The following is a 19,788-nucleotide window of genomic DNA, read 5'->3' on the forward strand; positions in this document are numbered from 1 at the left end:
CGTCGGGTCGGCGACCACCGGAGTGCACGTAACCAGCGTCCACGGGTCGTCATGCGTTACGTTGCTGGTCCGCCGGGGTACAAGTCGGAGCACGGCGCGTGGAGATCAACGGCTGAGGGGTACGGCCGAAGCGGGGGAGGCTGCATGAGCTCGGCCCAGGGGGGCGCGGACGCGGGGCGTTCCTTCGCGGACGGCCACGAGATCCCCCCGCTGCTGGCCGCCGCCTTCGCGAACGGCGGTGAGCTGGGCGAACGGCTCCGCGCCCTCGACTGGTCCACCGCGCCGCTGGGCGGGCCGTCCCGCTGGCCGGTGGCCCTGGCCAGCGCGGTCGGCATGATGCTCTCCTCCAGCGCGCAGATCGTCATGTTCTGGGGCGACGACCAGCTCGCCTTCTACAACGACGCGTACCGGCCGACCATCGGCAGCAAGCATCCGCACGTGCTCGGTCAGCCGGCCCGACACCACTGGGCCGAGACGTGGGACGTCCTCGGCCCGCTGCTCGAAGGCGTCCGCAGCACCGGGCTCTCCTACCGGGGCGCCGACCACCCCTTCCTGCTGGACCGCTCCGGCTTCGTCGAGCAGACCTACTTCGACGTCTCGTACGACCCGATCCGCGGCGCCGACGGCTCGGTCAGCGGCGTGTACTGCATCGTCAACGAGACCACCGGCCGGGTGGTCGGTGAACGGCGACTGCGGGCGTTGTCCGAACTGGGCGCCGAGCTGGCCGACGTGAACAGCGCCGGCGAGCTGGGCCGGACCGCCGCCGACGTGCTCGGCCGGCACTCCGCCGACGTACCCTTCGCGCTCATCTACCTCGCCGACGACACCGGTGAGTTCCGGCTCACCGGGGCCAGCGGCGTCGATCCGGCGGCGGTCGACGCTCCACCGGCGACGTTCGCCGACCTGGTCGCCGAGGGCGCCTCCGCCACCGTGCGGGTGCGCGACCTGGTCGCGCGGCGACCGGCCGACGCCTCCGACGTGGCGCTCGTGCTGCCCGTGAAGGCGACCAACGAGACCGTCGGCGCGCTGGTCGTCGGCGTGGCCCGCCTGCTGCCGCTCGGCGACGAGTACCGCGACTTCCTCGACCTGGTGGCCGCGCAGGTCTCCCGGGCGGTCGGCACCCAGCGGGCGTACGAGCAGGAGCGCGCCCGAGCCGCCGAGCTGGCCGCGCTGGACCGGGCGAAGACCAACTTCTTCGCCAACGTCAGTCACGAGTTCCGCACCCCGTTGACGCTGGTGCTCGGCCCGCTGGAGGACATGCTGGCCGACCCGGAACTGCCCGCCGCCTACACCGACCGACTCGTCGTGATGCACCGCAACGCGATGCGGCTGCTCAAGTTGGTCAACACCGTGCTCGACTTCTCCCGGTTGGAATCCGGCCGGCTCGCGGCCCACTACCAACCCACCGACCTGGCCGACTACACCGCCCGACTGGCCAGCACCTTCCGCTCGGCCACCGAACGCGCCGGCCTGCGGCTGGTCGTGGACTGCCCGCCGCTGCCCGCGCCGGTCTTCGTCGACCGGGACATGTGGGAGAAGATCGTCCTCAACCTGGTGTCGAACGCCGTGAAGTTCACCTTGGACGGCGAGATCCGCGTGCGGGTCCGGGCCGACGGCGATCTCGCCCGGCTGGATGTCGTCGACACCGGCGTCGGGATCGTCCCGGACGAACTGCCGCACGTCTTCGAGCGTTTCCACCGAGTGCCCGGCGCGCGCGCCCGTACCCATGAGGGCACCGGTATCGGGCTGGCGCTGGTCCGCGAGCTGGTCGAGATGCACGGCGGTACGGTCGGCCTGACCAGCCAGGTCGACGAGGGCAGCACCTTCACGGTGACCGTCCCGTTCGGGTCCGATCACCTGCCCGCCGACCGGGTGGTCGCGTTCGCCCCCCTGCCGACGGGCGAGCCCGAGCAGGCCCGGCTCTTCGTGGCGGAGACCGCCCTGTGGGCCGCCGAGGACGGCACCGGTGAGGCCGGCCAGCAGCCGACCGCACTCGCCCCGAGCGGCCGGATCCTGGTCGTCGACGACAACGCCGACCTGCGTGAGCACGTCACCCGGTTGCTCTCGCCGACCTGGGAGGTGGTCACCGCCAGCGACGGCCGGGCGGCCTTGACGCTGGCCCGCGAGGGCGGGTTCGACCTGGTGCTCAGCGACGTGATGATGCCCCGGTTGGACGGGTTCGGTCTGGTCGGCGCGCTGCGCGCGGACCCCCGTACCCGTGATGTGCCGATCGTGCTGCTCTCCGCCCGCGCCGGCTCCGCGGAGGCGGTCGCCGGCCTCGCCGCCGGCGCCGACGACTACCTGACCAAGCCGTTCTCCGGGCAGGAGCTGATCGCCCGGGTCCGGGCCAACGTCGAGCTGGGTCAGCTACGCCGCCAGATCATCCGTCGTCTGCGGGCGCTGGCCGACGCGGCGGTGGCGGTCAACACGGCCCGGTCCACCGCCGACGTGCTCCAGGTCGCCGCCCGGCACGCGCTCAGCCTCGCCGAGGCGGCCCGGGTCGTGGTCAGCGCGGCCGGCTCCCGGTTCGAGGCCGACGCTGGCGGTGAAACGGCCGCCGATCCGACCTTCGTGGCCCCGCTCACCGGGACCAGCCGCGAACAGCTCGGCGAGCTGCGGGTCTGGCGGGCCGCCGACGACGACGCGCAGGCCGACGAGGCCGCGCTCACCCAACTGGCCCGGCTGGTCGGCGTCCGACTCGAGAACGCCCAGCTCTACGAGGCCGAACACCACATCGCCACCACGTTGCAGCACAGCCTGCTGCCGAGGACGCTGCCCCAGCTGCCGGGCGCGGTCGTCGCGAGCCGCTACCTGCCGGGCAGTGCCGACGTCGAGGTCGGTGGGGACTGGTACGACGCGCTCGCGCTCGACGCGGACAACCTCGTGCTGGTCATCGGCGACGTGGTCGGCAAGGGCGTCCAGGCCGCCGCGGCCATGGGCCAGCTGCGCAACGCGCTGCGGGCGTACCTGCTGGAGGGCTTCGACCCGGGCGAGTCGCTGACCCGGCTCAACCGGCTGGTCGTGTCCACCGAGGAGTCGTCGTTCGCGACGGTGGTCTGCCTGCTGTTCAGCCCCCGCACCGGTCGCCTGCGCTACGCCAGCGCCGGTCACCCGTCCCCCCTGCTGATCCGAGGAGACGACGTGGCGTTCCTGCACGACCGTGCGCTCGGCCCGCCGGTCGGCGCCATCCCCGGCACCACCTACCGGACCGTTGAGGGTGAGCTGCCCGCGGGCAGCCGACTGCTGCTCTACACCGACGGGCTGATCGAGGACCGTCACCTCGGCATCGACGCCGCGCTGGCACAGTTGCGGGTCGACGCGGCCGCGCCGGGCCACCATGTGGCGGATCTGGTCGACACGGTCGTCGAGCGGGTGACCGGGCGACCACGTCGCGACGACGTGGCGGTGCTCGCCGTGGAGGCGGCGGAGCTGAACCGGTTCGCGTTGCGACTGCCGGCCGACCCGACCCGACTGAGCGTGCTCCGCAAGCGCCTGGAGGACTTCCTCGTCGCGCACAACGTCGGCGAGACGGACCTGTTCGACCTGACCGTGGCGGTCTCGGAGGCCGCCGCGAACGCCATCGAACACCCCGTCCAGCCCGCCGAGGCGGTGATCACCGTGGAGGTGGCCATCGAGGACCGGACGGTGATCGCCACCGTGCGTGACACCGGCCAGTGGCGGGAGTCCACCGACTCCGGCTTCCGGGGGCGCGGACTGTCGCTGATCAAGGCGTTGGGTGACCTGATGGTGCGGCGTACCGACGGGGGGACCGAGGTGACGCTGCGCCGGCAGTTGCAGGGCTGACGGGGCGCGGCCAGGTCTCAGACCGGATCGAGCCAGGGCTGATCGCCCAGCCCGGAGATCTCCAGCACGCGGCGTACCTGCCGGGACGGCAACACGGTGAGCGTGCCGGAGAACCGCTGGGCGAGCCGGACCACCGCGTGGATGGCCGCCGAGTCGAAGAAGGTCACCGCCCGCAGGTCGAGGGTGAGCCGGCTGGCGGGCTCGCGTAGGGCGGTCTGCGCCATCGTGTCGGCCGTGGCCATGTCGACCTCGCCGGTCACCACCACGTGGAGGTGCTCTCCGTCGATCTCCGCGCGGGCGGAGAAGACGGGTGGTGCTCCCCCTTGATCCACGCAGACACGATGGCACAGCCGACCAGGCAGGGCAACAACCGGTACCGACCGGCCGTGGCACGGGTCACGGCGTCAGCGACGATAGGCTGGGGGGCATGACCGTCCGTGCGCCGCTGACCCCCGGCACGCTGTCCCCGACGCGACCGGTGCCCGCCCACATTCCCCGCCCGGAGTACGTGGGTAAGAAGGCGCCGCAGCAGTGGCGCGGCTCGCACGTGCAGACGCCGGAGACCATCGAGAAGATGCGGATCGCCAGCCGCCTCGCCGCCCAGGCGACGCAGCTCGCCGGCGAGCACTGCAAGCCCGGCGTCACCACCGACGAGATCGACCGCGTGGTGCACGAGTTCCTCTGCGACCACGACGCGTACCCGTCGACGCTCGGCTACCGGGGCTACCCCAAGTCCTGCTGCACCAGCCTCAACGAGGCCATCTGCCACGGCATCCCGGACTCCACGGTCCTGGCCGACGGCGACATCATCAACGTCGACGTGACCGCGTTCATCGGCGGTGTGCACGGCGACACGGATGCCACCTTCTGCGTCGGCGAGGTCGACGAGGAGGCGCGGCTCCTCGTCGAGCGCACCCACGAGGCGATGATGCGCGGCATCCGCGCGGTCGCGCCGGGTCGCCAGATCAACGTGGTGGGCCGCGTCATCGAGTCGTACGCCAAGCGGTTCGGCTACGGCGTGGTCCGCGACTTCACCGGCCACGGGATCGGCGAGACCTTCCACAGCGGCCTCTACGTGCCGCACTACGACAGCCCCCGGCCGACGGACGTCATGGAGCCGGGAATGACCTTCACCATCGAGCCGATGATCACCCTCGGCACCTACCAGTACGACATGTGGGACGACGGGTGGACCGTGGTCACCAAGGACCGCAGGTGGACCGCGCAGTTCGAGCACACCATCGTCGTCACCGACGACGGCCACGAGATCCTGACCCTGCCGTGAGCGCGAGGAACGCGGCGAAGCGGAGTCCCGCAGTCGCGAACGAAGGGCGGACGCCGTGACCGAGACCCCCGCCGCCCTGCGCGAGGCGCACCACGCGGACGTCTCCGGTGGCTGGCTGCGCCCGGCGGTCTTCGGCGCGATGGACGGCCTGGTGACCAACATCGCCCTCATCGCCGGCGTCGGCGGCGGCGGCGTCTCGCCGCACAGCATCGTGCTGACCGGCACCGCCGGCCTGGTGGCCGGCGCGATCTCGATGGGGCTCGGCGAGTACACCAGCGTGCGCTCGGCCAACGAACAGGTCGCCGCCGAGGTCGCCAAGGAGCGGCGCGAGCTGGAACGGCACCCCGAGGCGGAGGCGCGCGAGCTGGCCGACGCCTGGGTGGCCCGGGGCCTGCCCCGCGACCTCGCCATGCAGGTCGCCGAGGCGGTACGGCGCGACCCGGAGGAGGCGCTGCGGGTACACGTCCGCGAGGAGTTGGGCGTCGACCCCGACGATCAGCCCAGCCCGTGGGCGGCGGCGATCTCCTCCTTCGTGTTCTTCTCGCTGGGGGCGCTGATCCCCCTGCTGCCGTACCTGTTGGGCGCCACCGACCTCTGGCTGGCGCTCGCCGTCGGCGGGCTCGGGCTGTTCGCCGCCGGCGCGGTGGTGGCCCGGTTCACCAACCGACCCTGGTGGACCAGCGGCCTGCGTCAACTCGTACTGGGCGCCGCGGCGGCCGGGGCCACCTACCTGGTCGGTTCGCTGATCGGGGTGCAGGGCGGGCTGTGACGCCCGGTCAACCGCCGAGCAGATCGTCGATCGTGCCGTCGACCGGGCGGCCGCGCGCCGCCAGCTCCTCGGCCTGCCGGGTCAGTACCGCACCGACCTCGGTCATGTCCGCGCCGGCCAGACCCGTACGCCGCACCGCGTCGCCCGGATCGCGGAAGTAGGTGCGGCCCAGCAGGCCGGTCACGGTCGCCGCGGCCAACCGCGCCTCACCGAGCATCAGCAGCGCCTGGTCGGTCTCGTACCACTCGGCCAGTCGGGCCGCCCGCGCGTGCGCGGCGCTGCCCCGGTACCAGGCCTGCCGCGCCGCCGTGCTGAACTCCGCCGGCCGGGCCCGGGCGAGTCGGCCGAGGTGCTCGTCGCGCAACGTCCGCAGCCAGCCCGTCGGGTCGAACAGCGACCGGGTGGTGACGTACCGGTCGGCCGTCAGCGGCCACAACGGAGAGAGCATCCGGGCCTGTCCGAGGTAGTCGTCGGCGGCGGCCACGGTCAGGTCGACCAGCACGCCGTCCACCCGCCGGGTCGCCGGCGGCGGCCCGCCACCCGGCCGGTAGGTGACCACCAGCATCCCCACCTCGCCGTTCCCGCCACCGTCGTCGTCGCCGTGCGCGAGGGGCCCGTGGACGGCGATCGCCAGCACATCGGCCGGGAAACGTCGCTGGATCGCCTCGGCCACCCGCTCCGCCACCGACCACCGTCGGTCATCACCGAGCGCGCTCACGGGTCCACAACCTCCCCTGGGGCGACTGGCGTCAGCCTAGCCAGCCGACGGCGGGCTGGCCGGCCCGCCGCGCCCGGTCGGCACCAGCCGGAAGATGCGGATCTCACGGCCCCCGGCCCGCTCGACGTACGTGCGGTACGCCGGCCACTGGGCGACGAGCAGGTCCCACAGACGGTCCCGCTCGGCCCCGGACGCCGGCTCGGCCCGCACCGGGAGCCGGCGGCCCTTCACGTCCACCTCGGCGGCCGGGTCGGCGAGCAGGTTCATCGCCCAACCGGGCTGGTGGGTCTGCCCCCAGTTGGAACCGATCACCACGTACGCGTCGCCGTCGGGCACGTAGAGCAGGGGGTTGCTGCGCGGTTTGCCGGACCGGCGGCCGGTCGTGGTGATCACCAGGGACGGCAGTAAGCCGAGCGCGACCACCCGTCCGCGGGTGAGCCGGCCGACGATCCGGTCGGCGGGTACGAGCAAGCGGGCGGCGGTCCCGAACCAGCGGTGGTGGCCGAGTCGGCGGGTGAGGGTGGTGAGGGCTGACACGCGGATCAGTCTGCCGGTTGCCCGGCACCGGCGGCACCCCCGGACGGTCCGCTTCCGATGGTGCGGTCAAGGCCTCAGTCGAGGCGACGTTCGATCGGCAGCCGGGCCCGGGTGAACAGGCCCGCGCCGAACATCGCCACCACCGGCACCAGCACCAGGACGCCCAGCGCCGGCCACGGCACCAGGTACGGGTACGGCTCCATCGCCGGCCAGGCCGTCGCGTACTCCCGGTTGGCCGAGAACAGCACGATCGCCGCGGTGCCGAGACCGGCCACGATGCCGAGCGCCGAACCGAGTCCCGCGATCACCCCGGCCTGACAGATCGCCAGCAGCCGGCGTACGGCGGGGGCCGCGCCGACCGCCGCGAGCGTGGACAGCTCGGCGCGGCCCTCGGCGGCGGCGAGCGCCGTGGCGATCCCGGCCGCGCCCATCGTGATCACTCCGGCCGCGGCGGCGAGCAGCAGCAGCAGCGGCGAGTCGTCACGGGGGGCGGCACCCTGCTCCACCTGGAGGGAGAACGTTCCGAAGCCCCGCAGGTCGGCGGTGAACCGGTCCTGGCGATGTTGGCTGGGCGGCGTCGACGTATTGATCACCCAACCGTTCGAGACCGGCTTCAGGGCGAGCTGCCGGGCTGCCGTCGCGGACAGCAGGAGGCGAGGCTGGCCGCGTGTCGGCGTCAGGGCGTACCCGGGCAGGTCCCATCGCGTGGTGGTCACCTCGTCCCGGCCGGCCCGTACCTCGTTCACCTGCACGGTCACCAGGCCGTCGTGCAGGTAGCGCGGATCGGTCACCACCACGCCCCCGGCGTGCAGCACGGCGGTCGCGGCGGTGGTCGCCGCCGGGTCGGCGCCGGTGAGGAGCGGCAGCGCGCTGCCGTCGTCCACGAGCGTCTGCACGTAGCTCCCGAAGTAGTCCGCCGCGCGGTCCCGGCAGCGCGGGTCGGCCAGCGCCTGCCGACGTTGGGTCGCGGACAGGTTGTCCCCGGGCTCAAAGGGGCAGGCATGATCCGCCGGGAGTTCCGGTACGACGGAGCAGTAGCTGGCCGGGCCGCCCACCGACGGGCAGGCCGTGCCCTGCACCAGGGCGACGGCGCTGGCGCCGAGGTGGTGCCGGGCGGCGGTGCTGACCTGCTCCAACGACGGTTCCGGCCGCAGCGCCGGATCATTGCGGTTGACCAGGACGTGACCGGTGGGCAGCAGCGGCTGATAGGTGCGGGCGTCGCGGACCGCGTCGCTGGCCAGGTAGCCGCCGAGCGCGACGCTGCCGGCCACCGCCGCCATCACGGCGCAGATGGCCGGCGCTGCGGCGGCCCGGTTACGGCTCGCGTCGCGCAGCGCGATCCGGGGCGCCGGCGGCAGCACCCGACCGAGCCGGGCGAGCCCGCCGATCAGGGTGGGTGTGCAACAGACCAGGCCCAGCTCCCCGAGGATCAGACCGGCCAGGATCACCGCGGGGGACGTCCGACTGGCCCCGAACGCCGCGAGCGCCGCCCCGCCGACGACCAGCGCCAATCCGCTGACGAGCGCCCGGGCCCGGGGCGGGGGAGGGGTCCGTCGACCGGCGAGCCCGGCCATCACGTCCTGCCGGGCCGCCGTCCAGGCCGGCGCCAACGCCGCCAGCACTCCGGCCAGCACCGCGACCCCGCCGAGCACGACCAGGGCCAGCGGCCAGCAGCGGTACGCGCCGAAGCGGGTGCCGAACACGTACTGCTCCATGACGGGACGTCCGGCGAACGCCGCGCCGACGCCGAGCAGCAGCCCGGCCACGGCGCCCAGCACCCCGAGCACCACCCCGTCGGCGAGCACGACCCGGCGCAGGTGGGCCGCGTCACCGCCGGCCACCGCGACCAGGGCCAGGTCACGGCGTCGACGGCGGACCCCGACGGCGAACGCCGGCCCGACCAGCAGCACCACCTCCAGCAATCCCAGCCCGGCGATCAGCACCATCGTGCTCAGGTCGCTGGTGTTGGCGGGCCCGACGTACCCGATGAAGCTCCGGGAAGACGTCATCGAATCCGGCACGTGGCGGCGCGCCACCACCACTCCGCGTTCGTTGAGCCGGGCGACCATCGCCGCGTCGACGGTGCCGGGCACGTCGATCAGCCACCTGCTGTCCGGCTGCGCATCGGCCCGGCCGACGGCCGCCGGGTGCAGCGCGATCACCGGGCCGAGGTCGTCGGGGAACTCGACCACACCGACCACCGTGTACGTCCGGGTCCGGTCGGCGGTGGGCACCGCCTCGCCGAGGCGTCCGTCCAGCCGGCGCAGCGCCGTCGGACTCAGCGCGACCTCTCCGGGTTGCTGCGGCGCCCGCCCCGAGCGGAACCGCACCAGACCGCGGGCCAGCGGGTCGGTGAGGTCGAGAATCCAGGCCTGGAGGGTCTCGTCGCCGCGCGGGCCCCGCACCGTCACCGGGCTGCCGGCACGTATCTCGGTGACCCGGCTGCCGGGGCCGAGCAACGCGGTCACCTCGTCGGCCGTGGTCGGACGACTCATCGCCGATTGGCCGTCGTCACGGGGATACCAGGTGTCGCCCCACTCGTCCTGAACGACCGGGGTGTCGGCGAACCACCGCAGCTCCGCGTCGGCGACGCCGAGCCGGCGGTCGAGCTGCTCCTGCGGTGTCAGCTCGGCCATGTCGTAGCTCGCCGCCAGAAAGGCCAGCACCAGCACCGGAAGCGCGATCATCGCCAGCACCAGGGCGGTACGCCGTCGCGCCCGTCGCGACTCCCGGCGAGCGATCCGCAGCGCCGCCCGCCACGAGCCGGTCAGTTCGGCGAACCGTCGCCGCCGCCCGGGTTCGAGCGGTGTCGGCGGCCCGACCGGAGGGTCGGCGCTGCCGCGTGTCACCGGCGTCCGGCGCAGGGTCAACGGTCGCTACCGGAGAGGAGTTGCTCGACGCTGCCCAGCGGCGCGGTCGTGTCGACCAGCACGCCGTCGCGCAGGAACACCACCCGGTCGGCCCAGCCGGCGTGCCGCGCCTCGTGGGTGACCAGGATGCCGGCCGCGCCCGCGTCGACCCGGCGGCGCAACAGGTGCAGCACCGCCTCACCGGTCTGCGAGTCGAGCGCCCCGGTGGGTTCGTCGGCGAGCACCAGCCGGCGCTCGCCGACCAGCGCGCGGGCGATGGCCACCCGCTGCTGCTGGCCGCCGGAGAGTTGATCGGGGAAGCGGTCACCCAGCGCGGGCAGGCCCACCTCGGTCAGCGCGGCCAGGGCGGCCGCCCTGGCCCGCCGGCCGCCGACGCCGTCGAGTTCCAGCGGGAGCGCGACGTTCTCCAGCGCGCTCAGGCTGCCGAGCAGGTTGAGGTGCTGGAAGATGTAGCCGATGCGGCGTCGGCGTAGCTGCGCCAGCCCGCGGCGGTCCAGCGCGCCGAGCGGCTGCCCCTCCACCCGGACGTCGCCACGGGTCGGGCGGTCGAGGCCGCCGGCGAGGGCCAGCAGCGTCGACTTCCCGGAACCGGACGGACCCATCACGGCGACCAGCTCGCCCGGCCGAACGACGAGGCTGACACCGCGCAGCGCGTGCACCGCCGCCGGGCCGACCCCGTGGGTGCGGTGGACGGCGCGCAGGTCAAGCACCGCGTCGCCCGATCCGCTCACCGTCGCGCCTCCTCATCGGCCCACCGTGCGGCGTCGGACGCGTCACCAGCGCCCGGTCGGGGCGGGTGCGGCGGCGGTCCACCCGGCCGGTGCCGCACCAGACTGCTCTCGCAGTGGTCCAGCCAGCGCACCTCGGCTTCGGCCTGGAACACCATCGAGTCCAGGACCAGCCGCCACGGCAGGTCCTCCGGCCGGTCGCTGCCGTACTTCAACCGGGTCAACTCCTGCAACGCGCGCATCGTCGCGCTGCGCTGGGCCTGCACCACCGAGCGGACGTCCACGCCGGGCGTGGTGAGTGCCAGGGCCAGTTTGATCGCCAGCTCGTCGCGCGGCCGGTCGGTACGGCTGATCGGCGTGGCGAACCACAGGGTGAGGTCGGCCCGGCCGGCGTCGGTGATCTCGTACGGGCGCTGGCCGGCCTCGCTCTCCGGCAGCGGGCGCACCAGGCCGTCCCGTTCCAGCCGGGCCAGCGTGGTGTAGACCTGCCCGATGTTCAGCGGCCAGGTCGAGCCGGTCGACTCCTCGAAAGCGGCGCGCAGCTGGTAGCCGTACATCTGGCCGCGTTCGAGGAGGGCGAGCAGCCCGTGACGGATGGACATGGCAACGGAGTATGCATACCTGGTATGGGCTCCGCAACCGGGGCGGATCGGTTCAGCTCGGGCGGCCGGGAAATGCGACAGTCGGTGGGGCCACCCCGGCGGCCTTGCGCCACTTGGTGGCCCGCACGGCGTACTCGACGAGGGCGGCCAGCGCCTGGTCCCGGTCGGCGCCGGTGGTGGACGCCAACGCGGCACGCCAGTGCGCCGCGGTGCGCTCCTCCACCTCGATGGCCAGCCGGAGGGCGCTCGCCCGGTTGGTGACCGGGAACGGCAGCGCGTAGCCGGCCCGGCCTGGTGGAACGGTGCCCCCGGCGGCGCTCAACTGCACCACCACCGCGTCGCGTCGGCGTCGGTGCGCGGCCTCCGCCTGGTGGGCGGCGTCGCGGACCGCGCCGGTGAGTCGGACCCCGATCCGCCCGTACGCGTAGATGGCCGCGTACTCGGCGGTGAGCGCGGCGGCGAGGGCCTCCTCGGCGGTGGGCTGCTTCACTTCAGTGCCTCCTGGTGGGTGGCCCGCGCCGCGGCGATCGATCCGAGCAGCGCGGCCCGTGCGGCGGGCGCGGCGGCGCAGGCGGCGGTGGCGGACTGCTGGGCGGCCTTCTCCCGCGCGCGAAGGTCGGCGAGCGCGCCCGCCGGCTCGGTGGCCGCGGTGGCGCTCGGGTCGACGGCGGGCGCGGACGGCAGGGTGATGCCGACGACCCGGGCGAGTTCGGTGGCGTGCGCGGTGTGCGTCTCGGCGATGGGATTGAGGCGGTCGGCCAGGTCCGGGTGGGCGGCGGCGCTCGCCCGGTACGCCGTGGCGAGGCTCAGTGACTCGTCCACCATCGACCGCAGCGGGTCCGGCGGTGGCGTCGGCTCGTCGTCACGGTCGAAAAGATCACAGCCTGTCAGCGGCGCCACCGCGCCGCCGAGTGCCAGGAGAGCGCCGGCCCGGAGGAGCTTTCGCCGAGATTGCCCGAATACTTCGTCGCGCTGAGTCGTTCTGCCGATCCCCACCGGGCAAGTCAACACCATCGGGTCGGGTCCGGGCGTCACCGGCGTCGGTGCGCCGCCCGGCCCGTCGCCCGGCAGGCGCGTTACGCTCTGCGCAGCCACCGGCGCGTCCGCTCCGGTGGCGTGCCGGCATGGCGGGACGACGTCCCGATCGACCAGGGAAAGGGTGCGTACATGACGCAGCGTGGCCGTACCACCAGGTCGACGGGTCGACCCCGCGACGGCGCGGGCCCCCGCGCTCCACGCGGCGGCGGTGATCTCGCGGCCCGCCGTACCCGGTTGCGGACCGTGATCGAGCCGGTGGTCAACGGCGTGGGCTACGACCTGGAGGACCTGTCGGTCTCCCGAGCCGGACGCCGGCACGTGGTGCGGGTGATCGTGGACGCGGACGGCGGGATCGACCTGGACGCCGTCGCGGACGTCTCCCGCGCGGTCTCGAAGGCGCTGGACGCGGCCGAGGAGGCCGACGGCGACATCGTCGCCGGGGAGTACCAGCTCGAGGTCAGCTCGCCCGGCGTGGACCGGCCGCTCACCCTGCCCCGGCACTGGCGACGCAACGTAAGCCGACTGGTCAAGGTCACCGTCCGGGGCGCCGCGGCGCTGCCCGGCCAACGCGGCGAGCAGCCCTCGGGGGACCGTCAGGTGACCGGCCGGGTGCTCGGGGCCGACGACGAGGGCGTACGGCTGGAGACCGACGGCGGCGAGGTCCGGTGGGCATACGCCCAGCTGGGCCCGGGCCGGGTGCAGGTCGAGTTCACCCGCCTCGCCGAGCTGGGTGAGCCGGACGAGTTCGACGACGCGGACGAGACCGACGAGTACGACGATGCAGAAGACATCGACGACGACGATGATGATGTGGAGGACGAGGAGAGGTGAACATCGACCTCGCGGCGCTGCGCGCACTCGAGCGCGAGCGGGAGATCCCGTTCGACACGATTCTCGCGGCGATCGAGACCGCGTTGCTGACCGCCTACCGGCACACTGACGGCGCTGAGCCGCACGCCCGGGTGGAGATCGACCGTAAGTCCGGCGCGGCCCTGGTGTACGCGCAGGAGATGGACGAGGACGGCTCGCTGGTGCGGGAGTGGGACGACACCCCGCACGACTTCGGCCGGATCGCCGCCATGACCGCCAAGCAGGTGATCCTTCAGCGCCTGCGGGAGGCCACCGACGAGGTGCACTTCGGCGAGTACGTGGGTCGCGAGGGTGACCTGGTCACCGGCGTGGTGCAGGCGCACGAGACGCGTACCGAGAAGGGCATCGTCAGCGTCGACCTGGGCAAGCTGGAGGGCGTCCTGCCGCAGTCCGAGCAGGTGCCCGGCGAGCGGTACGCGCACGGTGAGCGCGTCCGGTGCGTGGTGGTGCACGTGGCCAAGGGCATGCGCGGGCCGCAGATCACCCTGTCCCGCTCCCACCCGGCGTTGGTCAAGAAGCTGTTCGCGCTGGAGGTGCCGGAGATCGCCGACGGCACCGTCGAGATCGGCGCGATCGCGCGTGAGGCAGGTCACCGTACGAAGATCGCTGTCCGCTCCACCACCCCCGGCGTGAACGCCAAGGGCGCCTGCATCGGTCCGATGGGTCAGCGGGTGCGCGCCGTGATGAGCGAGCTGCACGGCGAAAAGATCGACATCATCGACTGGTCGGATGACCCGGCCACCTTCGTCGGAAACGCGTTGTCGCCGGCCAAGGCGCTACGGGTTGAGGTCGTGGACCTGGCTGGCCGGGCCGCCCGGGTGACCGTTCCTGACTTCCAGCTTTCGCTCGCCATCGGTCGCGAGGGGCAGAATGCCCGCCTTGCTGCCCGCTTGACCGGTTGGCGGATCGATATTCGGTCCGATGCGGAGCAGCCGGCTCCGGCCGCGCGCGGGGCCGTGGATCAGGTGCGGGAGCCGGGCGGCGCGATCTCGGGCAGCTAGGGGTAGACTTCTTCCAGTGGTACGACGCACTCAGCCGGAGCGCACCTGTGTGGGCTGCCGACAACGTGCGCCGGCCAGCGAATTGCTGCGGGTCGTCGCGATCAGAGACGAGGCTGGTCACAGCCTCCGGCCTGATCCGCGCCGCAGGCTGCCGGGTCGGGGAGCGAACATGCACCCGGATCCGGCCTGCTTCGCGCTGGCGGTGCGGCGCCGCGCCTTCGGGCGAGCGCTGCGCATCACCGAGGTCCTCGACCACGGTGTGCTGGCAGAGCACGTCGATGCGCCAACCACTACGTCCGGTCAGCCCGACCGGGCGAGGGTCGCTAGCAGGGTAGGACGACCGACATGAGCACACGATGAAGTCCCTGAAATGACCAGGCTTCAAGTGCACGAGTGAGGTCGCTGCGGGTGCTGCCCGCACGACCTCGGAGTGAGGAGTGCAGTGGCAGGCAAGGCCCGCGTACACGAGCTTGCAAAAGAGCTCGGGGTCGAGAGTAAGACCGTTCTCGCCAAGTTGAAGGAAATGGGCGAGTTCGTGAAGTCCGCGTCCAGCACCGTCGAGGCGCCCGTCGCCCGGCGACTGCGTAACGCGTTCGTCGCGTCCGCCGGGTCCCCGGCTCCGGCCGCCCCGTCGGCGCCCGTGTCGACGCCGGCTTCCAACCCGACCCCGACGCCGTCACCGACCCCGGGCGCGCCCCGGGTCTCGGCCAAGCCGATGCCGCCGCGGCGGCCGGCTGCGCCGGTACCCGGTCCGAAGCCCAAGGGTCCGGTGCCCGGTGCGCCGCAGTCGGCGGCCCCGGTCGCCAAGCCGGCGAGTGCCCACGACATCGAGGTGGCGGCCGCGGAGGCGCGCGCCGCCGCGCTGAAGGCTGAGCAGGAGGCCGCGGTCAAGGCCGCGCAGGCCGCCCGCCAGCAGCAGCGTGACAACCCCGTCCGCCGGGAGCCCCCGGCCGACGGCAACCGGCCCGGTCCTCGGCCGGGTCCTGCGGCGATGCCGCCCCGTCCCGGTTCACCGGCAGCTCGTCCGAACACGCCGGCTCCGGGTCCGGGTGCCCGCCCCGGCGGTCGTCCGCCGGCGCGTGGCGCCGGTAACAACCCGTTCGGCATCCAGGGTGGCCAGCAGCAGCAGCAGCGGCCCCCGGCCGCCGGCGCGGGTGGCCCCCGGCCGAACAGCCCGGCGGGTATGCCGCCGCGGCCGAGCCCGAACTCCATGCCGCCGCGGCCCAGCCCGGCGTCCATGCCGAGTCAGCGTCCGGCCGCCGGTCGTCCCGGCCCCGGTGGCGCGGGTCGCCCCGGTGGCGGCGCGGGCCGTCCCGGTGGCGGTGGCGGCGGGTTCCGTGGCGGTCCCGGCGGTGGCGGTGGTGGCGGCGGTGGTTACCGCGGCGGCCCCGGTGGCGGTGCGGGTGCCGGCGGTGGCGGTGGCTACCGTGGCGGTCCCGGCGGCGGTGGCGGTGCTCCCGGTGGCGGTTTCCGTCCGGGTGGTCCGGCCGGTGGCGGCGGTCGTCCGGGTGCGGGCGGTCGTGGCCGTGGCGGCGGCGCCGCGGGTGCCTTCGGGCGTCCGGGTGGTCGGCCGACGCGCGGTCGCAAGTCCAAGAAGCAGCGCAGACAGGAGTTCGACAACCTGTCGGCTCCGACCATGAGCTCGGGTGCTCCCCGGGGTCAGGGTCAGGTCGTCCGGCTCTCCCGTGGCGCCTCGCTGTCGGACTTCGCCGACAAGATCAACGCCAACCCGGGTTCGCTGGTCCAGGAGATGTTCAACCTGGGCGAGATGGTCACCGCGACCCAGTCCTGTTCTGACGACACCCTGCACCTGCTGGGTGAGCACCTGGGCTTCGACATCCAGATCGTCAGCCCGGAGGACGAGGACCGCGAGCTGCTCGCGCAGTTCAACATCGACCTCGACGCGGAGGTGGCCGAGGAGCGTCTGGTCAGCCGTGCGCCGGTGGTGACCGTCATGGGTCACGTCGACCACGGTAAGACCAAGCTGCTCGACGCCATCCGTAAGGCGAACGTGGTGGCCGGTGAGGCGGGTGGCATCACCCAGCACATCGGTGCGTACCAGGTCCACGTCCCGCACGAGGGCGAGGACCGGGCGGTCACGTTCATCGACACCCCGGGTCACGAGGCGTTCACCGCCATGCGTGCCCGTGGTGCCCAGGTCACGGACATCGTGATCCTGGTCGTCGCGGCCGACGACGGCGTGATGCCGCAGACCATCGAGGCGTTGAACCACGCCAAGGCGGCCGACGTGCCGATCGTGGTCGCGGTCAACAAGGTCGACAAGCCGGACGCCAACCCGGACAAGGTCCGCCAGCAGCTGACCGAGTACGGCCTGGTCGCCGAGGAGTACGGCGGCGACACCATGTTCGTCAACGTGGCCGCGAAGCCGGGCATCGGCATCGAGGAACTCCTCGAGGCCGTCCTGCTCACCGCCGACGCGTCGCTGGAGCTGACCGCTCCGATCGACGGGCCGGCGCAGGGTGTGGCCATCGAGGCGCACCTGGACAAGGGCCGCGGTGCGGTGGCGACGGTGCTGGTGCAGAAGGGCACCCTGCGGGCGGGCGACTCGATCGTCGCCGGTGGGGCGCACGGCCGGGTCCGGGCCATGCTCGACGAGAACGGCAACCAGCTCTCCGAGGCTGGTCCGGCGCGTCCGGTCATGGTGCTGGGTCTGACCGCGCCGCCCGGCGCGGGTGACACGTTCCTCGCCGCGGCGGACGACCGTACGGTGCGGCAGATCGCCGAGCAGCGCCAGGCACGGCGGCGGGCGGCGTCCTTCGCCAACTCCCGTGGCCGGGCCACTCTTGAGACGCTCATGGAGCAGCTCAAGGAGGGCGAGAAGACCTCGCTCAACCTCATCCTCAAGGGCGATGTCTCCGGTTCGGTGGAGGCCCTCGAGGACGCGCTGTTCAACCTCGACATCCCCGAGGAGGTCCAGCTCAAGGTCCTCGACCGGGGCGTCGGCGCGATCACGGAGAGCAACGTCATGCTCGCCAGCGCGTCGTCCGAGCCGGTCACGATCATCGGCTTCAACGTGCGGGCCTCGAACAAGGTCCGCGAGATGGCCGACCGCGAGGGCGTGGAGATCCGGTACTACACCGTCATCTACCAGGCCATCGAGGAGATCGAGGCGGCGCTCAAGGGCCTGCTCAAGCCGGAGTACGAGGAGGCCGAGCTGGGCACCGCGGAGATCCGCGACGTGTTCCGCTCGTCCAAGATCGGCAACATCTCCGGTTGCATCGTCCGGTCGGGCATCATCCGGCGCAACGCGAAGGCTCGGCTGCTTCGGGACGGGACGGTCGTGGCGGACAACCTCACGATCACCTCGCTCAAGCGGTTCAAGGACGACGCCACCGAGGTCCGCGAGGGCTTCGAGTGTGGTCTGACCCTGGGTGGTTACAACAACGTCCAGGTCGGCGACGTCATCGAGACCTTCGAGATGCGGGAGAAGGTTCGCGCCTGATCCGGCAGTGACACGCTGATCAAGGGGTTTACGCCGGCCGGCGTAAACCCCTTGATCATGCGGGGTGGGGTGGCGGTATCGTCCGGGGCGATGTTCACCGGAACCGCGGTCTTCGACCTGCTGCTGCCGGGCGACTCCCGGTCGCTCAAAGCCAAGAGATCATATGTACGGCCGATCGTGGCGGCCCTGCGCCGCTTCGAGGTGTCGGCCGCCGAGGTGGGAGCGCTCGACCTACACGGTCGAGCCCAGATTGCGGTGGCCGTGGTCGCCGCCGAGGCGGCGCACGTCCGCGAGGTGCTCGACTCCTGCGAGCGCCTGATGGCCGCCCGTCCCGAGGTCGAACTGCTGTCGGTTCGACGCCGGCTGTACGGCGTGGACGACGACTGACCCACGGGGCCGGCGGTGCCCGGCGACCGGCGCCGCCGCGAAGGTAGTGTTCGAGATGTTGGCCGGTCGGCCGGCGGCCTCCAGGGCCGCCGGGCCGGCCGGGAGCGGGACGCCGTGGAGGTGGCGAGATGTCTGATCCGGCCAAGGTACGCCGGCACGCGGAACGAGTGCGTGAGCTGGTCGCTTCGGTGGTGCGGAGCCAGATCAAGGATCCGCGCCTGGGCATGATCACCATCACCGATGCCCGGATCACCGCCGACCTGCGCGACGCGACGGTCTTCTACACGGTGCTGGGTGACGCGGTGGCCCAGGCGGACACCGCGGCGGCTCTGGAGAGCGCCAAGGGGTTGCTGCGCAGCACGGTCGGTAAGGCGCTCGGGCTGCGGCACTCGCCCACGCTGACGTTCGTTCTCGACGACGTGCAGGACCAGGTCAAGCACATCGACGACCTGCTCGCCGCCGCGCGCAACGCCGACGCGGAGGTGCAGCGGCTCGCCGCGCGCGCCGAGTACGCGGGCGACGCGCAGCCGTACCGCGTCGAGGACGAGGACGAGGACGAGACGGACGAGGAGGCCGACGCGGCCGCCGACGCCACGGAGACCCCCCGGGGTGGGGCGGCGCGGTGACGGGCGCCGCCGGTGCCCAACTCGCCGCGACGGTCGACGGCGGCCCGTCCGAGGCGGACTGGGCGGCGGCCGAGGCGCTGATCCGTGCTCTCCCGTCGACCGGCCGGGTGTTGCTGATCTGCCACGTCAACCCGGACGGTGACGCGCTGGGCAGCATGCTCGGCTTCGGTCTGGGCCTGCGTCAGTTCGGCGTACACCGGGTGCAGGCGACCTTTCCCGGGCCGCCGGAGGTGCCCGAGCCGTTGCGGGGTCTGCCCGGGATGGAGCTCCTGGTCCCGGCGGGCGACGCCGACCCCGCGCCGGACCTGGTGATCTGCTTCGACGCGGCCAGTGAGTCGCGCCTCGGCGCGCTGGCCGACCGGCTGTCGACGGCCGGTGCGGCGCTGGTGCTCGACCACCACGCCTCGAATCCGGGCTTCGGTACGGTCAATCTGATCGACCCGGGTGCCGCCGCCACGTCGGTGGTCGCCGATCGGCTCCTGGCACGGCTGGGCGTGACGACGGACCGGGCCATCGCCGAGTGCCTGTACGTGGCGCTGACCACGGACACCGGCTCGTTCCGCTTCGAGGCGACCACTCCGGCCGTACACCAGATGGCCGCCCGGTTGCTCGCCACCGGCATCTCGCCCGGTGACATCTCCCGGCGCGTCTTCGACACCCGACCCTTCGGAGCGGTTCGGCTCTTCGGCGAGGTGCTCGGCCGTGCCCGTCTGGAGCCGGCCGCCGCCGAGGGTCGGGGCCTGGTGTGGACTACCGCCACCCTCGATGACTTGGCCCGCCACGACCAGCCGCCGTACGTGCTGGAGGCGCTCATCGACTCGGTGCGGTGCACCGCCGAGGCGGACGTGAGCTGCGTGCTGAAGCAGACCGCACCCGACGAGTGGGCCGTGTCGATGCGCAGCAAGGGCGCGGTGGACGTCAGCCGCGTGGCGGTCGCGATGGGCGGGGGCGGCCACCGGTTCGCGGCCGGGTTCACCGGCCGGGGGAGCGCCGAGCAGGTCGTCGAGGCGATCCGCGGCGAGTTGGGCGCGGCGCTGGTCTCCGGCGTCGGCTGATCCCCGGCGGCCCGCCCGCTGCGGTGGCGCTGATG

General features: G+C 73.2%; 18 protein-coding genes. 10 read left to right on the plus strand and 8 right to left on the minus strand.

Annotated features, from left to right (window positions below; genetic code table 11):
• Positions 1–144: 144 nt before the first annotated feature.
• Entirely contained in the window at positions 145–3,804 is a 3,660-nt protein-coding gene (locus AB0B55_RS28945) for a SpoIIE family protein phosphatase (protein ID WP_357175128.1), read from the plus strand.
• Between the two features lie 17 nt (positions 3,805–3,821).
• Here AB0B55_RS28945 and AB0B55_RS28950 read toward each other — a convergent pair whose 3' ends face one another.
• Complete coding sequence (locus AB0B55_RS28950) at positions 3,822–4,136, minus strand: STAS domain-containing protein (protein WP_357122383.1); 315 nt, start codon at positions 4,134–4,136, stop codon at positions 3,822–3,824.
• Between the two features lie 95 nt (positions 4,137–4,231).
• Between AB0B55_RS28950 and map the strand changes: the two genes are divergently transcribed.
• Both map and AB0B55_RS28960 read left to right on the plus strand, forming a co-directional pair.
• The gene (gene map / locus AB0B55_RS28955) at positions 4,232–5,089 is read left to right on the plus strand and encodes a type I methionyl aminopeptidase (RefSeq protein WP_357175131.1); all 858 of its coding nucleotides are present in this window, start codon (positions 4,232–4,234) and stop codon (positions 5,087–5,089) included.
• Positions 5,090–5,144: 55 nt separating this feature from the next.
• Positions 5,145–5,858 carry a VIT1/CCC1 transporter family protein gene (locus AB0B55_RS28960; RefSeq protein WP_357175134.1) on the plus strand — a complete coding sequence of 238 codons (714 nt, stop codon included), beginning with the start codon at positions 5,145–5,147 and terminating at the stop codon, positions 5,856–5,858.
• A 7-nt stretch (positions 5,859–5,865) separates the two neighbouring features.
• Here AB0B55_RS28960 and AB0B55_RS28965 read toward each other — a convergent pair whose 3' ends face one another.
• The 7 genes from AB0B55_RS28965 to AB0B55_RS28995 form a co-directional block, all read right to left on the minus strand.
• Positions 5,866–6,576, minus strand: a complete 711-nt coding sequence (locus AB0B55_RS28965; RefSeq protein WP_357122392.1) for a nucleotidyltransferase domain-containing protein — start codon at positions 6,574–6,576, stop codon at positions 5,866–5,868.
• A 36-nt stretch (positions 6,577–6,612) separates the two neighbouring features.
• Positions 6,613–7,113, minus strand: coding sequence for a nitroreductase/quinone reductase family protein (locus AB0B55_RS28970; RefSeq protein WP_357122395.1), 501 nt, complete (start codon positions 7,111–7,113; stop codon positions 6,613–6,615).
• 74 nt (positions 7,114–7,187) lie between these two features.
• Positions 7,188–9,962, minus strand: a complete 2,775-nt coding sequence (locus AB0B55_RS28975; protein ID WP_357175137.1) for an FtsX-like permease family protein — start codon at positions 9,960–9,962, stop codon at positions 7,188–7,190.
• 17 nt (positions 9,963–9,979) lie between these two features.
• Positions 9,980–10,693 carry an ABC transporter ATP-binding protein gene (locus AB0B55_RS28980; protein WP_357123338.1) on the minus strand — a complete coding sequence of 238 codons (714 nt, stop codon included), beginning with the start codon at positions 10,691–10,693 and terminating at the stop codon, positions 9,980–9,982.
• 17 nt (positions 10,694–10,710) lie between these two features.
• The gene (locus AB0B55_RS28985) at positions 10,711–11,313 is read right to left on the minus strand and encodes a PadR family transcriptional regulator (RefSeq protein ID WP_357122401.1); all 603 of its coding nucleotides are present in this window, start codon (positions 11,311–11,313) and stop codon (positions 10,711–10,713) included.
• Positions 11,314–11,365: 52 nt separating this feature from the next.
• On the minus strand, positions 11,366–11,803 hold the full coding sequence (locus tag AB0B55_RS28990) for a ferritin-like domain-containing protein (protein WP_355051637.1): 438 nt from the start codon (positions 11,801–11,803) through the stop codon (positions 11,366–11,368).
• Positions 11,800–12,327 carry a hypothetical protein gene (locus AB0B55_RS28995; RefSeq protein ID WP_357123341.1) on the minus strand — a complete coding sequence of 176 codons (528 nt, stop codon included), beginning with the start codon at positions 12,325–12,327 and terminating at the stop codon, positions 11,800–11,802. The genes AB0B55_RS28990 and AB0B55_RS28995 overlap by 4 nt, the downstream gene beginning before the upstream one ends.
• A gap of 153 nt (positions 12,328–12,480) precedes the next feature.
• Between AB0B55_RS28995 and rimP the strand changes: the two genes are divergently transcribed.
• The 7 genes from rimP (at position 12,481) to AB0B55_RS29030 (ending at position 19,753) form a co-directional block, all read left to right on the plus strand.
• The gene (gene rimP / locus AB0B55_RS29000; RefSeq protein ID WP_357122407.1) at positions 12,481–13,182 is read left to right on the plus strand and encodes a ribosome maturation factor RimP; all 702 of its coding nucleotides are present in this window, start codon (positions 12,481–12,483) and stop codon (positions 13,180–13,182) included.
• Positions 13,179–14,222 carry a transcription termination factor NusA gene (nusA, locus tag AB0B55_RS29005; RefSeq protein ID WP_357122410.1) on the plus strand — a complete coding sequence of 348 codons (1,044 nt, stop codon included), beginning with the start codon at positions 13,179–13,181 and terminating at the stop codon, positions 14,220–14,222. Before rimP ends, nusA begins: the two co-directional genes overlap by 4 nt.
• A gap of 16 nt (positions 14,223–14,238) precedes the next feature.
• Positions 14,239–14,571: a YlxR family protein gene (locus AB0B55_RS29010; RefSeq protein ID WP_357122413.1), complete on the plus strand. Its 333-nt coding sequence runs from the start codon at positions 14,239–14,241 to the stop codon at positions 14,569–14,571.
• Positions 14,572–14,664: 93 nt separating this feature from the next.
• The gene (gene infB, locus AB0B55_RS29015; protein WP_357175141.1) at positions 14,665–17,685 is read left to right on the plus strand and encodes a translation initiation factor IF-2; all 3,021 of its coding nucleotides are present in this window, start codon (positions 14,665–14,667) and stop codon (positions 17,683–17,685) included.
• 90 nt (positions 17,686–17,775) lie between these two features.
• The gene (locus AB0B55_RS29020; RefSeq protein ID WP_357175144.1) at positions 17,776–18,072 is read left to right on the plus strand and encodes a DUF503 domain-containing protein; all 297 of its coding nucleotides are present in this window, start codon (positions 17,776–17,778) and stop codon (positions 18,070–18,072) included.
• A gap of 128 nt (positions 18,073–18,200) precedes the next feature.
• Positions 18,201–18,698, plus strand: a complete 498-nt coding sequence (gene rbfA / locus AB0B55_RS29025; RefSeq protein ID WP_357122422.1) for a 30S ribosome-binding factor RbfA — start codon at positions 18,201–18,203, stop codon at positions 18,696–18,698.
• The gene (locus AB0B55_RS29030) at positions 18,695–19,753 is read left to right on the plus strand and encodes a bifunctional oligoribonuclease/PAP phosphatase NrnA (protein WP_357175147.1); all 1,059 of its coding nucleotides are present in this window, start codon (positions 18,695–18,697) and stop codon (positions 19,751–19,753) included. The genes rbfA and AB0B55_RS29030 overlap by 4 nt, the downstream gene beginning before the upstream one ends.
• Positions 19,754–19,788 lie beyond the last annotated feature (35 nt).

Origin of the sequence: Micromonospora sp. NPDC049107 (assembly GCF_040648595.1) — a bacterium.
Classification (GTDB): domain Bacteria; phylum Actinomycetota; class Actinomycetes; order Mycobacteriales; family Micromonosporaceae; genus Micromonospora.

Bases quoted from the DNA above. Each gene is read 5' to 3' on its own strand.
- AB0B55_RS29020 (WP_357175144.1), top strand. From the start codon at position 17,776: ATGTTCACCGGAACCGCGGTCTTCGACCTGCTGCTGCCGGGCGACTCC.
- map (WP_357175131.1), top strand. From the start codon at position 4,232: ATGACCGTCCGTGCGCCGCTGACCCCCGGCACGCTGTCCCCGACGCGA.
- rimP (WP_357122407.1), top strand. From the start codon at position 12,481: ATGACGCAGCGTGGCCGTACCACCAGGTCGACGGGTCGACCCCGCGAC.
- AB0B55_RS28945 (WP_357175128.1), top strand. From the start codon at position 145: ATGAGCTCGGCCCAGGGGGGCGCGGACGCGGGGCGTTCCTTCGCGGAC.
- AB0B55_RS28985 (WP_357122401.1), bottom strand. From the start codon at position 11,313: ATGTCCATCCGTCACGGGCTGCTCGCCCTCCTCGAACGCGGCCAGATG.
- AB0B55_RS28995 (WP_357123341.1), bottom strand. From the start codon at position 12,327: ATGGTGTTGACTTGCCCGGTGGGGATCGGCAGAACGACTCAGCGCGAC.
- rbfA (WP_357122422.1), top strand. From the start codon at position 18,201: ATGTCTGATCCGGCCAAGGTACGCCGGCACGCGGAACGAGTGCGTGAG.